This is a genomic window from Streptomyces sp. NPDC005728 (assembly GCF_040630895.1).
Classification (GTDB): domain Bacteria; phylum Actinomycetota; class Actinomycetes; order Streptomycetales; family Streptomycetaceae; genus Streptomyces.
In genome coordinates this window covers 1-12,623 of record NZ_JBEXYL010000162.1, presented here as the reverse complement: position 1 = coordinate 12,623, position 12,623 = coordinate 1, and the positions used below count along the sequence as shown (strand labels likewise).

11 protein-coding genes and 2 pseudogenes are annotated in these 12,623 nt (G+C 70.3%); 5 read left to right on the top strand and 8 right to left on the bottom strand.

Annotation, left to right across the window (positions count from 1 at the left end):
* Positions 1-347: 347 nt before the first annotated feature.
* The gene (locus tag ABZ471_RS45155) at positions 348-833 is read right to left on the bottom strand and encodes a carboxymuconolactone decarboxylase family protein (protein WP_359074980.1); all 486 of its coding nucleotides are present in this window, start codon (positions 831-833) and stop codon (positions 348-350) included.
* A gap of 547 nt (positions 834-1,380) precedes the next feature.
* Here ABZ471_RS45155 and ABZ471_RS45150 point away from each other — a divergent pair.
* Entirely contained in the window at positions 1,381-1,857 is a 477-nt protein-coding gene (locus tag ABZ471_RS45150; protein WP_359074982.1) for a carboxymuconolactone decarboxylase family protein, read from the top strand.
* Between the two features lie 70 nt (positions 1,858-1,927).
* Here ABZ471_RS45150 and sigJ read toward each other — a convergent pair whose 3' ends face one another.
* A complete protein-coding gene (gene sigJ, locus ABZ471_RS45145; RefSeq protein WP_359074979.1) occupies positions 1,928-2,857 on the bottom strand; it encodes an RNA polymerase sigma factor SigJ in 930 nt (309 codons plus the stop codon).
* Between the two features lie 278 nt (positions 2,858-3,135).
* Here sigJ and ABZ471_RS45140 point away from each other — a divergent pair, with 278 nt between their 5' ends.
* Positions 3,136-4,344: a cytochrome P450 gene (locus tag ABZ471_RS45140; RefSeq protein WP_359074978.1), complete on the top strand. Its 1,209-nt coding sequence runs from the start codon at positions 3,136-3,138 to the stop codon at positions 4,342-4,344.
* Positions 4,345-4,353: 9 nt separating this feature from the next.
* Positions 4,354-4,548 (top strand): ferredoxin, encoded by a 195-nt coding sequence (locus ABZ471_RS45135; protein WP_359074977.1) that lies wholly within the window; start codon positions 4,354-4,356, stop codon positions 4,546-4,548.
* A gap of 328 nt (positions 4,549-4,876) precedes the next feature.
* Here ABZ471_RS45135 and ABZ471_RS45130 read toward each other — a convergent pair whose 3' ends face one another.
* The 3 genes and pseudogenes from ABZ471_RS45130 to ABZ471_RS45120 all read right to left on the bottom strand — a co-directional run bounded on the left by ABZ471_RS45130 (position 4,877) and on the right by ABZ471_RS45120 (position 7,167).
* Entirely contained in the window at positions 4,877-6,337 is a 1,461-nt protein-coding gene (locus ABZ471_RS45130; RefSeq protein ID WP_359074976.1) for a multicopper oxidase family protein, read from the bottom strand.
* Between the two features lie 78 nt (positions 6,338-6,415).
* Positions 6,416-6,541, bottom strand: a pseudogene (locus ABZ471_RS45125) (2-isopropylmalate synthase); the annotation flags it as partial.
* A gap of 137 nt (positions 6,542-6,678) precedes the next feature.
* Positions 6,679-7,167: a PhzA/PhzB family protein gene (locus ABZ471_RS45120; protein WP_359074975.1), complete on the bottom strand. Its 489-nt coding sequence runs from the start codon at positions 7,165-7,167 to the stop codon at positions 6,679-6,681.
* 205 nt (positions 7,168-7,372) lie between these two features.
* On the opposite strand from ABZ471_RS45120, the gene ABZ471_RS45115 reads away from it, so the two are divergent.
* The gene (locus ABZ471_RS45115) at positions 7,373-8,470 is read left to right on the top strand and encodes a methyltransferase (RefSeq protein WP_359074974.1); all 1,098 of its coding nucleotides are present in this window, start codon (positions 7,373-7,375) and stop codon (positions 8,468-8,470) included.
* A 219-nt stretch (positions 8,471-8,689) separates the two neighbouring features.
* Here ABZ471_RS45115 and phzG read toward each other — a convergent pair whose 3' ends face one another.
* From phzG to ABZ471_RS45100, 3 genes are read right to left on the bottom strand one after another with little or no spacing between them, the layout of a single operon-like run.
* A complete protein-coding gene (gene phzG / locus ABZ471_RS45110) occupies positions 8,690-9,382 on the bottom strand; it encodes a phenazine biosynthesis FMN-dependent oxidase PhzG (RefSeq protein WP_359074973.1) in 693 nt (230 codons plus the stop codon).
* Positions 9,375-10,214 (bottom strand): PhzF family phenazine biosynthesis isomerase, encoded by an 840-nt coding sequence (locus ABZ471_RS45105; protein ID WP_359074972.1) that lies wholly within the window; start codon positions 10,212-10,214, stop codon positions 9,375-9,377. The genes phzG and ABZ471_RS45105 overlap by 8 nt, the downstream gene beginning before the upstream one ends.
* Positions 10,215-10,261: 47 nt before the next feature.
* Positions 10,262-12,133 carry a chorismate-binding protein gene (locus ABZ471_RS45100; RefSeq protein ID WP_359074981.1) on the bottom strand — a complete coding sequence of 624 codons (1,872 nt, stop codon included), beginning with the start codon at positions 12,131-12,133 and terminating at the stop codon, positions 10,262-10,264.
* A gap of 257 nt (positions 12,134-12,390) precedes the next feature.
* Between ABZ471_RS45100 and ABZ471_RS45095 the strand changes: the two are divergent.
* A pseudogene (locus ABZ471_RS45095) lies at positions 12,391-12,623 on the top strand (RNA-guided endonuclease TnpB family protein); the annotation flags it as partial.

The following is a 12,623-nucleotide window of genomic DNA, read 5'->3' as shown; positions in this document are numbered from 1 at the left end:
ACGCCGAATCGCCCTGGCGGCGATCCGGCTGCCTCTGCCCTGCTCCGCAGGAATCCGATTCCTCCCCGACCTGAAGGCCGGGGCATCCTCGCAGGTGCCCGGTGAAGAAGATCGTGGGCCGCGAGCGGAGCATCGTCACCGGCGCCCTCGGACTGCTGCTCGCCGTGCCGGCGCCTTCGGCATCGACAGGGAAATCGTCCAACGCACCCCGGGAACAGGGGATTCACCGCGCTACCCCGAGCGCTGGACCGTGGAGCGGGCGTACGCAGGCCCCGGGCTCCTTCGAGCGGTGCCCGGGGCGCGCCTGCTGGTGGCCGTGGCCGGACGGCGCCGGCGGTCCCGGCCGACTACTCCTGGGCGTCGAACTGGCCGGGCTGGTAGTCGCCGCCGGGGATCTTGCAGATGACGCCCAGCCGGTTGGAGGTGTTGATCAGGGAGATGAGCAGGACCAGGGCGACCAGTTCCTCATCGTTGTAGTGCTTGGCGGCCTCGGCCCATGCCTCGTCGGTGACGCCGCCGGCCGCGTCCGCGACACGGGTGCCCTGCTCGGTCAGCTCCAGCGCGGCGCGCTCGGCGTCGGTGAAGACGTTCGACTCCCGCCAGGCCGCGACCAGGCTGACGCGTACCGGGCTCTCGCCTTCGTGCAGGAGGTCCTTGGTGTGGGCGTCGGTGCAAAAACCGCAACCGTTGATCTGGCTGGCGCGGAGTTTGACCATGTGCTGGGTCGCGGACGGCAGCGTCGACTCCGCGATGATCACGCGGCTCGCCGAGGCGATGTACTTCATCGCCTTGCCGGCGATCGGGCTGGCGGAGAGGTTCAGGCGGGGTTCCATCAGACCTTCTTTCGAGGGCCACCGGCCTTTGTGCCGGTGGGGGGATCGGATCCTTGGGTTCGCGGCGCGGCGCAGAGGCCTGGGGCGCTGCGGTGTCGGTGGTGGCCGGTGGGTGCACACGCGGGGACCGGGGCAGGAGGAACGCGGGAGGGGGCAGGGCCTGCGAGCCGCGCGTACCGCGTTCCTCCTGTGTCCCGCCGTCCGGCAGCACAGGGCCCTGGCGGCAGTGCTGCGGGGCGGTTACACCTCTACGACGAGACAGCCCTGCGAAGTGTGAGGCCGGGGATGGTGAGCGTGTCTCGCGGCGCCGCACGGAGGGGGCCGTCTGCGGCGCTGCGGGAAGCGGTGGCACGGGCGTTCGGCCGGGGGGCCGGGGGCTGATGTGGTGGGGAGGGCGGGGCGCTCTCGTGCGGTGCACCGGCCCGGTGCGGGCGCGGCCGGCGGGCGCCGGTGCCGGGAGCCGGGCGGGCGTCGTCCTGGCCGGCCTCACATTTTGCGGGGCTGTTCCGTCGTAGAGGTGTACCTGCCGAACAACCCGTAAGGATTGATCATGCCGCGTTTGAATCTGCCCGCCAGCCCCCTCGCCGGCAAGGCCCTGAAGTACATCGCCTCGGCGAGCAAGGCGGTCTTCGACGGCACCACGGTGCCGAAGTCGACGCAGGACATGGTGTTGCTCCGCGCCAGCCAGATCAACGGCTGCGGTTTTTGCACCGACGCCCACAGCAAGGACCTTCTGCACGCGGGTGAGAGCCCGGTACGCGTCAGCCTGGTCGCGGCCTGGCGGGAGTCGAACGTCTTCACCGACGCCGAGCGCGCCGCGCTGGAGCTGACCGAACAGGGCACCCGTATCGCGGACGCGGCCGGCGGTGTGAGCGACGAGGCGTGGGCCGAGGCCGCCAAGCACTACAACGATGAGGAACTGGTCGCCCTCGTGACGCTCATCTCCCTGATCAACGCCTCCAACCGGCTGGGCGTCATCACCAAGATGGCCGGCGGTGACTACCAGCCCGGCCAGCACGGATAAGCACCCTGCCCACGCCCCGGGCGCCGCACGGCGGAGCCAGGGGCGTGGCACTCCGGCCCGCCCCTGGACGTCATCCCGTCCAGGGGCGGAGCTTTTCGGGGTTGAGGACGGCCCAGATGCGGGTGATGCGGTCGCCTGCCACGTCGAATGCCAGCACGGACAAGGTGGTGCCGGCGCGCTGCAGCACCAGGCCGGGCTGGCCGTTGACCGCGCACTCCACGATCGTCACCTCGGGTGCGCCGGCGGCGGAGCCGGCGAAGAAGCGTGCGACCTGTTCGCCGCCCTCGACGGGGTGGAGCAGCGCACCCACCAGGCCGCCGCCGTCCGTGATCGCCGTCGCGTCGGGGTCGAGCAGACCGATCAGGGCCTCGATGTCCTTGGCCTCCCACGCCTGCTTGAAGTCGCGGACGATTCCGGTGCGTTGGGACTGCGTCGTCACGGGCGCCGGCTGCGTGCTGATACGGCGGCGGGCCGAGGAGGCCAGCTTGCGGCACGCCGCCGGTGTACGGCCGACGATCTCCGCGACCTCGGCGAACGCGTAGTGGAAGACGTCGTGGAGGATGAAGACGACGCGCTCGGCCGGGGTCATCGATTCCAGGACGACGAGGAACGCCATGTTCACCGACTCGTCGAGGGTCACCCGGTCGGCCGGATCGACGGCGGTGTGCGACCGCCCGCTGATCCACTCCATCCCGCCGGGCAGGGGCTCGGGCACCCACTCGCCGACATACCGCTCGCGCCTCGCCCGTGCCGAGCCGAGCAGGTCCAGGCAGATACGGCTGGCGACCTTCGTCAGCCAGCCGCCCGGGGCCGCGATGGCCTCCTGCTCCTTGGGCGACAGGGCGTACCAGCGGGCGTACGTCTCTTGCACGACGTCCTCGGCGTCAGCGACCGATCCGAGGAACCGGTAGGCGAGGTTGATCAGTTGACGCCGCTCGCTCAGGACCGCGCTCAGTCCTGGATCCACCTGGCCGTCCTCTGATAAGTCCTGTGTGCTCATGCTGTCGCCAACCCCCTGCCCCGGCCGCCGCCGCTGTGCGTCATCTCACCTTATACAGGGCCCGGAGAGGGCCGATCGAGGAGCCGTCTCAGGTGGCTGGAAAAGCGGTGGAGAACGGCTTGCCGAGACTGTCTGCCGAATTCCCCGGTCCGTACTGTGTTCTTGCCCGTGTACGGCACCGAATTAAAGAGGGCACGGGTTTTCTGCCGCCGCGGCGAACTTTTTAGTTCCCGGCCCGCTGACCCGGTTTCTGCTGCTTCTACAGTTACGAGGCATCCATGACGGAAGAAGCCGTGACGGAACCACTCGTCGCCTTCCCCCAGGACCGTACGTGTCCCTACCACCCGCCGGCCGGATACGACCCGCTGCGGGAAGCCCGCCCGCTGTCGAGGGTCACGCTCTACGACGGGCGCTCCGTGTGGCTGGCCACCGGCATGTCGGCGGCGCGGGACCTGCTCAGCGATCCGCGCCTGTCCGCCGACCAGGACAACGAGGCGTTCCCCTCCCCCACCGAGGGCTTCAGGAACCGGGTGCGCGGGCGCCGTCTGTCCCTGCTCGGCATGGACGACCCCGAGCACAAGGCGCTGCGGCGCACGGTGATCCCCTACTTCACGGCCAAGCGCATCGCGGCCCTGCGCCCGCGCATCCAGGAGATCGTCGACACACTCCTGGATGCGATCGTCGCCGGCGGGCCGGTGGCCGAGCTGGTGCGGGCGTTCGCGCTGCCCGTGTCGTCCCAGGTGATGTGCCTCATGATCGGCGTGCCGTACAGCGACCACGAGTTCTTCGAGGAGCAGTCGCGGCGGCTGCTGGCCGGTCCGCGGGTGGAGGACACGCAGAAGGCCGGGGAGCAACTCGATGCCTATCTCAGTGAGTTGATCGAACGTAAGCAGCGCGAGAAGGGTGACGGACTGCTCGATGAGCTGATCCACCATCAGCTTGCCGCGGGGGAGCTGGAACGCGACGATCTGATGGCGCTGGCTGCGCTGCTGGTCGTCGCCGGGCACGAGACCACCACGAACATGATCTCGCTGGGTGCGTTCACGCTGCTCGAGCACCCCGGGCACCTCGCCGAACTGCGTGCGGAGCGCGAGCTGATGCCCGCGGTCGTCGAGGAACTACTGCGGTTCTGTTCCGTCGCCGAGGGCGGGATGCGGGTGGCGACGGCCGACATCGACATCGCCGGGCACACGATCCGCGCCGGTGACGGCGTCATGATGTCGACGTCCCTGATCAACCGTGACACGGCCGTCTACGGCACGCCCGACGAGCTGGACTGGCACCGCCCGGACCGGCACCACCTCGCCTTCGGCTACGGCATCCACCAGTGCCTGGGGCAGAACCTCGCCCGCGCCGAGATCGAGATCGCGCTGCGCGCCCTGTTCGATCGGCTGCCCGGGCTGAAGCTCGCGGTGCCCGCCGGGGAGATTCCCTTCAAACCGGGAACCACCCTGCAGGGCATGCTCGAACTCCCGGTGACCTGGTAGGAGATGGCGGTGCGGATTTTCGTCGACAAGGACCGGTGCATGGGCGCGGGCATGTGCGCGCTGACCGTTCCGGGCGTCTTCACACAGGACGACGACGGGCTCAGCGAGGTTCTTCCCGGGCGGGAGGACGGCGCGGGCGAGCCGCTGGTGCGCGAGGCGGTGCGGGCCTGTCCGGTGCAGGCGATCGCCGTCGAGGAGGGTTGACTGCTCTCCTCCCTGATGGGAGGAGATTTCTGGCTCAGGCTGCCTGCTGAGGCGGCGCCTCAGCGGGTCTTGCGCCCTCGACACCAGCCGGGTTCAGACCTGCCCGGATGAGCATGTGGACGCCGAATCGCCCTGGCGGCGATCCGGCTGCCTCTGCCCTGCTCCGCAGGAATCCGATTCCTCCCCGGCCTGAAGGCCGGGGCATCCTGGGAGGTGCCCGGTGAGGCGGCGGGGCCGGCACGCATCGTCGTGTCCGGCCCCGCGGCGCACAGGCGCAACGTGAGGGGGGAGGGAGGCTCACGGCCTCCCTCCCCCCTCGTTCTTCTGCTCAGCGGATCTTCATCGTGGCCATCATGCCCATCGCGGAGTGGTCGAGCATGTGGCAGTGGTACACGTACTCCCCCGCATACGTGTCGAACGTCGCCTGGAGTTTGACGGTCTCTCCGGGCTGGAGCACCACCGTGTCCTTCAGGCCCGACTCGGCCGGCCCCGGTGCCTTCCCGCCGCGTTCGATCACCCGGAACTGGATCAGGTGCATGTGGAAGTTGTGGGCGGCTTTCACGTTGGCGTTGGTGACGGTCCAGATCTCGCTGGCGCCGTAGGGGACGACGGCGTCGATCCGCTCGGGGTCGTACAGCTTGTCGTCCATGTAGGCCTGGGGGTCGGGGCGGCCGTCCTCGTCCATGCGCAGCACGATGGTGCGGCTGCCCGTCGGGGCGGGCAGCGGCGGCAGGGTGCGCAGTACGGAGGGGACGGAGCTGGGGTCGTCGGCGGTGCGCGTGACGTCGAAGCGCATCACCTGCCCGACCTGCTCGACGGGGCCGCGGCCCGCGGTGTTCTGCAGGACCACCTGGGTGCCGACGGGATAGCGGGAGAAGTCGATGACGACGTCGGCGCGTTCGCCCGAGGAGAGGTAGACGGACTTGGTGGTGTTCGGGCTGGGCAGCAGTCCGCCGTCCGAGCCGATCTGGATCAGGTCGCTTCCGTCGGCCAGGCGCAGCTCGAAGAAGCGCATGTTGGAGGTGTTGGCGAAGCGCAGCCGGTATTTACGGGCGGCGACTTCGAAGTACGGGTAGGGAGCGCCGTTGACCAGGAGGGAGTTGCGGTTGCGGTCGCTCATGGCGTACAGGAGCTGGCCGCTCTGGTCGAAGTCCGCGTCGCGTATCTGGATCAGTACGTCGTACTTGCCCTTGGGCAGGGGCAGGGCGTCCTCGGTGCAGTCGCTGATCAGGTAGCTGCCCTGCAGGCCGCGGTAGACGCTCTCGGACTCGCTGTGGTGGGCGTGGTCGTGGTACCAGAGCGAGGCGTGGGGCTGCTTGTTGGGGTAGGTGTAGGTGCGTTCGCCGCCGGGGGCGATGGTGTCCATCGGGCTGCCGTCGCTGTCCTGCGGTACCGAGGCGCCGTGCAGGTGGCGCGAGATGGGTACGTCCAGGCCGTTGCGCTGGATGATGCGGACGGGGCGGTTCTTGCGTGCCTTGATCGTCGCGCCCGGGAACTGGCCGTCGTAGGTGAGCAGTTCGGTCTGGATGCCGGGCAGGATCTCCTTGATGGTCTTGCGTGTGGTGACCTCGTAGGTGTCCACGCCGTGCGCGGTGGACACCGGTCGTGCCACCGGGATCAGCGGCATGGGCACCTTGAAGAGTTCTATGGTCAGGGGCGTGGTGCCGGCCGCCGATGCGTCGGCGGCTTCCGCCTGCCGGGCGGCGAGCAGGGGCACGAGCGATGCCCCCGTCACGGCCGCGGATCCGGTCGCGATTCCTGCGGCCAGTACACGGCGTCTGGTGACCATGATTGTCCTCCTTGGGTGCTGCCTGGTCGAACTGGCTGATCTTTGGCGTCCTCCCCGTCCTGAAGGACGGGGATTCCCCTATGAGGGGGTTGGGCCGGTCGCCCGGCCTGCGGGTTCCTGCTTCACGGACCGACCGGTGTCGAGGTCTCCACAGGCTGAGACGGCCTGCCCGGCCGCCTTGATGTTCTTCGCCGCGTTGATGTCCGCATGATCGGTGTTGCCGCATCCGGGGCTCTTGCACACGAGGACCGCGAGGCTCTCACGGTCCGGTCACAGTCGATCAGCCGGGCCTCGTGCCTTGTGGTGCCGGCGCTGTGTGCGGGCGGCCGGTGCGGTCCCGTTCAGGTGGGGATTCCCTCGCGGCGGACCGTCGGCACGGGGATGCCCAGGGCGCGTAGTTGCTCGAGGGGGTTCATGAACTCGCGGTTCTGCACGATCTTTCCGTCGTCGAGCTGGAAGGAGTGCAGGAAGTGGTTCTCGTAGTGGCCCTCGGGGTAGCCGGGGAAGCAGATCTTTCCGTGGCCGTCGCACTCGACCCAGAAGAAGTTCGGGTCCTGCGTCTCGAAGACCTGGATGTTGTACCACTCCCAGTCGGGGAAGCATTCCAGCGACCAGACTCCGTGCTCGGCCAGGCGGTCGCGGCCCTTGATGACGATGGGCTGACCGGTGTCGTTGGTCCACAGGCCGCCGCTGCCGTGCTCGACGAACAGCTCGTGCCGGGTGAGGCGGGCCGGTCCTTTGGTGGACTCAAGGTACTTCTCGACGGTGGCGCGGTTCTTGCGTCGCAGGTCGGCGGCGTCGGTGAAGCCGTGCGGTGCGTCGTTGGTCATGGTTCTCCCAGCAGCGTGGTCAGGGCCGGAGCACGCTCGAGTGTCGTTGTTGTGGCTCGGGATGCGGTCGAGAAGTGTTCGAGCACGGGCGGTGACGCCGTGTGTCGGCGTCGGCGGCCTCCCGTGGTTCTCGAGCAAAACGCGATGTGCCGGGCGCAGGATGAGATGCGCATGCTCAGCGGCACGAGAGAAGGAGACCTCACCGATGGCAGGCGCTCGCCGACAGGCCACAGGAGATGCGACGACGCCCGGCGCGGCGCACGGCGCGGACGCCGGGCGGCAGCCCGCCTCGGCTGCCGCTTCGGCGCAGGTGACGGGCGAGTTGCTCGAACTGTCCCTGGGGTATGTGTATTCGGCGGCCCTGCACACCGCCGCCCGTTTCGGCATCGCCGACCACCTGGCGGACGGACCCCGCAGCGCCGACGAACTCGCCCGGGCCGCCGGGGTCGACGGCCCGTACCTGTACCGGCTCCTGCGGTTCCTCGCCACCAAGGGTGTCTTCCGCGAGGACGAGGAGGGCCGCTTCCACCTCACCGCGCTCGCCGAGCCGCTGCGCACGGGCACCGAACGGTCGTTGCGCGACTACATCATGGTGCGCGGCGAGGCGGTCTTCTGGGAGTCGGCGGGACGCCTGCACGAGGCGGTCCGCACCGGCACCACCGCCTTCGAGGGCCTGTACGGCGTCCCGTTCTACGACCATGTCGCATCCGACCCGGAGCTGGGCCGGGCCTTCAACGCCAGCATGGCGGCGTTCTCCGAGACCCTGAGCAACGACGTCGCCGGGGCGCTGGACTTCTCCGGCGTCAAGAGCGCCGTCGACGTGGGCGGCGGGCGCGGCGGTCTGCTGCGCGCCCTGCTGCGGGCCAACGAGCACCTGACGGGCATCCTGTTCGACCTGGAGAGCGTGGTGGCCGGGCACGTCCTGGACGTACCCGAGCTGGCCGGGCGCTGGAGCGTCCAGGGCGGGGACTTCTTCGTTTCCGTGCCGTCCGGCGCCGACGTCTACCTCCTCAAGCACGTGCTGGCCAGCTGGCCCGACGAGGAGTGCGTGCGCATCCTTGCCACGTGTCGGCGGGCCATGCCCGCCGGCGGACGGCTGCTGGCCGTCAACGCGATGATCCCGGCGGGCAACGAGCCCCATCCCGGCAAGACCATCGACATGCTGATGATGACGGTCCTGAACGGCAAGGGCCGTACCCGCGCGGAGTACGAGGCGCTGCTCACGGCGGCGGGATTCTCCGTCCTGCGTGTCCTGGAGCCCTCGCCGCACGCGTCGGTGATGGAGGCGGTCGCGGCCGGCTGAGGCGGCACCGGCGCACGGCGGATCGGGTGCGGGCGGTGTTCCCGGAGCGGGCGGGGTCTGCGGTGCGCGGCCGCCAGAGCGTCGGGGCGTCGCAGGACCGCGTCGATGCCGCTACGGCCGTGGGCGGTCGGGCAGGTCGTCCGGCGCGGTGTCGCGCCGGACGCTGCCCTCCCCCGGGTGGAAGGCGCCCGGGTGGCCGCGGCCGGGTGTGCGCTGCCGCTACGGCTGGAGGCGGCCGGTCCGCCAGGTGGGGCCGGTGCGGTCGTAGCGCAGTCGTTCGTGCAGGCGGTCGGTGCCGTTGGCCCAGAACTCCACGGTGTCGGGGGTGAGCCGGTAGGCGGCGTAGGTGGCGGGGCGGGGCAGCGGGCGCTGTGCCTCGCCCAGTTGCCGGGCCCTGGTGCGCAGTTGGGCCAGGTGGTCGAGGTCGTCGATGGGCCGGCTCTGCCGGGAGACGGTGGTCATGGCGTGGGTGAACAGGGGCCGCGCGGACCACAGGGCGTCGGCGTCGGCGTCGGACAGCCGGTTGACGGGGCCCGCGAGGGTGATCTGCTGGCTGGTCTCCCGCCAGTACAGGACGCCGGACGCCCACGGGTTCTCGGCCAGTTCGCTGCCTTTGCGGCTGTCGGCATGGGTGGTGAAGACGAGGCCGGCCTCACTGGTGGAGGAGAGCGTCACGATGCGGGAGGAGGTGCGGCCGCGGGCGTCGGCGGTGGCCAGGGCCAGTGCACGTGGCTCGCGCACCCCGAGGTCGACGGCCTTCTTGAGCCAGGAGGCCAGCAGGGCCATCGGTTCTGCGGGCGGGCTGAGGAACTCGGGGAAGTCGACCTCGAGGGTGCCGGTGAGCGACTCGGAACGGGTGGAGGCGTCGGGCAGGGCCGGTGCCGTGCCGTCGGTGCGGTGCGTGTCAGACATGGAGTTGCCCTTCGATCGTGACGACGCCGTGGCCGAAGACCTCGACGGAGTCGACCCTGTCGCCCTGTCCGGTGACGAGTGCGCCCATGGGAGAGGGACGGCCGATCTCGACGCCCTGGGTGATCTCGATGCGCTGCCCGTAGGCGGCGAGGCCGTGCCGGGCGAGATGGATGGCGATGGGACCGGCGGCGGAGCCGGTGGCGGCATCCTCCACGACCCCGTACGCGGGTGAGAACATGCGGTTGCGCCAGGAACTGCCGGACCCGGCATAGCAGTTGGCCGCCATGTCGGGGAAACGGGCCAGCGCGCGGTGGTCGGGATCCAGCCGGGACAGGGCCTCGACGCTCTCGAGGCCGACGAGGACGTGCCGCGGGCCGTTGCGGTAGATCTCCACCGGGAGCGCCGACTCACCTACGCCGAGGGCCTCAAGGAGCTCGTCCGCCCGGTCGAAGGGCTCCCACACGGGCACCGGCTGGCGCATGCTCGCCGCGACCACCGTGCCGCGCTCGCGTTGGAGGGCGAAGGGGATCACGCCCATGGCGGTCTCGATCCGCAGCCGGTCCGCGTCCGTGCGCCGGCCCAGGGCGATGGCGGTGCCGAGCAACGGGTGGCCCGCGAAGGGGAGTTCGTTGACGGGGGTGAAGATTCGCACATGGGCGTCGGTGCCCCTCTGCCGGGGCTCGAGCACGAAGGTGGACTCCGAGAGGTTCATCTCCCGTGCGATGCGCTGCATCTGCCCGGCATCGAGGTCGTCGCCGGCGAAGAACACCGCCACCGGGTTGCCGGCAAGGGGTACTCGCGCGAACGCGTCGACGACGACGTAGCTGTGCATCGGTTCTCCCACTCGTGGGTGCGGGTGCAGGGTGCGGGCCTTGACGGTCAGGCCGGGCCGGCGGGCGGGGTCGGCGTGAGCAGGCCGGCCAGGATCGTGCCGACGATGCGGGGACCCTCTCGGGTCAGGACGGACTCGGCGTGGAACTGCAGGGAGGCGAAGTGGGGCCCGGTCAGGGCGTGGACCTCCCCGGTGGCCGGATCCCGGCTGACCCGGACGGATCCCACGCCGTCGGCGGTGACCTCGTCGTCGTCGCTGACCAGGGCGAAGGTGTTGTAGAAGCCGACGTGTTCGGGGCGGCCGAACAGGTCGATCTCCTTTTGCACACCCTGGTTGGGCACCGCCCGGCGGCGCAGGGGCAGGCCGAGCCTGAGTCCGAGGACCTGGTGGCTGAGGCACACGGCGAAGAACGGCCGGCGCTCTTGCAGCAGCGTGTCGACGGCCGTGTGCAGGTGCCGCATCCTGGGGTGCGCGGTCTCCTGCGGGTCGCCCGGGCCCGGGCCCAGCACGACCAGGTCGTGGCCGGCGAAGGCGTAGGCCTCGTCGTGGCGGCGCAGTGTCACGCGCAGTCCCAGGGAGCGCAGTTGCTGGTCGATCATCGAGGTGAAGGTGTCCTCGGCGTCCACGACGAGGACGCTGCGCCCGGACAGCGGGGACGGCGCCGGTGCGCGTGCGCCGGTGTCGCAGAGCCAGAAGTCGGCGAGGCAGTGGTTGCGGGCCTGAAGGGCCCGGCGTACGCGGGGGTGGCCGGCGAAGCGTTGCGCGCGGCCCCCGTCGAGCGCGGCGACGAGTGAGGCTGCCTTGGCGCGTGTCTCCTCGGCCTCGCAGGCGGGGTCGGAATGGCGCACGATGGTGGCGCCCACGGAGATGCCGATGCGCCCCTGGTGGCTGATGTCCGCGGTGCGGATGAGGATCGCGGAGTCCATGACCCGTTCTCCGTCCGTGTCCCGCCCGATGAGCGCGGCGATGCCGCTGTAGTAGCCGCGGCCTCCCGGCTCGTACTGGTGGATGATGCGGCAGGCGCTCTGCAGCGGGCTGCCGGTGACCGTGGGGGCGAACATGGTCTCGTGCAGGATGTCGCGGACGTCGCGGTCGGTGCGGCCCTCGATGAAGTACTCGGTGTGGGCGACCTGGGCCATTTCCTTGAGGTAGGGGCCCACGACGCGGCCGCCGGCGGGGCAGATCCGGGCCATCATCTTGAGTTCCTCGTCCAGGACCATGTACAGCTCGTCGGTCTCTTTGCGGTCGTCGAGGAAGGCCAGCACGCCGGACAGGGTGGGGCCGGAGGGAGGGTAGCGGTAGGTGCCGCTGATGGGGTTCATGACGGCTGTGCCGTCCTCGAGGCTGACGTGCCGCTCGGGTGAGGCGCCGACGAGGGTCCGGGTGCCCGTGTGGATCAGGAACGTCCAGTGGGCGCCGGTCTCGCCCTGCAGGAGCCGGCGGAACAGTGCGGGCGCGCTGTGCGGGCCGTAGTCGGTGATGTCGGCGACGAAGGTGCGTTTGATGACGAAGTTCGCGCCCTCCCCCGTGCCGATCATCTCCTTGACGATGCGGCGCACCGCGTCCTCGTACGCCTGGTCGTCGACGTCGAAGCCTGCGCCTGCCAGCGGGGTCGGTACGTCGGGGATGCGCGCCAGCACCTGGGCGAGCGGCAGCCGCGCCTGCTCGGTGACGGTCATCGCCAGCAGCGGTGTTTCGTCGTCGGCGCAGGCGAAGCCGCGCTCGGTCAGCTGCCGGTAGGGGACGACGACGAGGACCTCGTGGTGCGCGCCGGCCGGCAGGTCGAATCCTGCGGGCAGCGGAATGTCGGCCAGTGTGGCCGGCCGGGACACCGCGCCCGTCAGGACCTCCACGGTGCCGGGCCCCGTCGCACCGGGCCGGTGCAGCAGGGCGAACGCCTCCGCCTTTCCGGCGAGCACCTGCTCCAGGAGGTCGCCGGCCCTCTCGTGACCAGGGGGTGCGGCCGGGTTGTGGGTCGTCGGGCTGTGGGTCACCGGGCACCTCCGAGGATGCCCCGGCCTTCTGGCCGGGGAGGAATCGGATTCCTGTGGAGCAGGGCAGAGGCAGCCGGATCGCCGCCGGGGCGATCCGGCGTCCATCCCACGACTGGGTGAGGCAGCTGCCCGCAATGATCGAGAGCTCTCAACTGTCAGTCCCCCGGGGTAGGTTCGGGTGCATGACGACGGGAGCACTCACGGAGGAGGCCGGGTATGCCCGGTTCACCTTCCGTGTGTGCCTGTCGAAGACGGCCCGGCGTGCGCTGGAAGCTGAATGGGACCGGTGCCGGTGGATCTGGAACGAGTGCGTGGCCCGTTCGAAGAGGGCTCATATAAAGGGTGAGAAGGTCGGTCCGGCTGCGCTGGACCGGATGCTGACCCAGGCCCGGCGCACAACCCCGTGGCTGGCTGC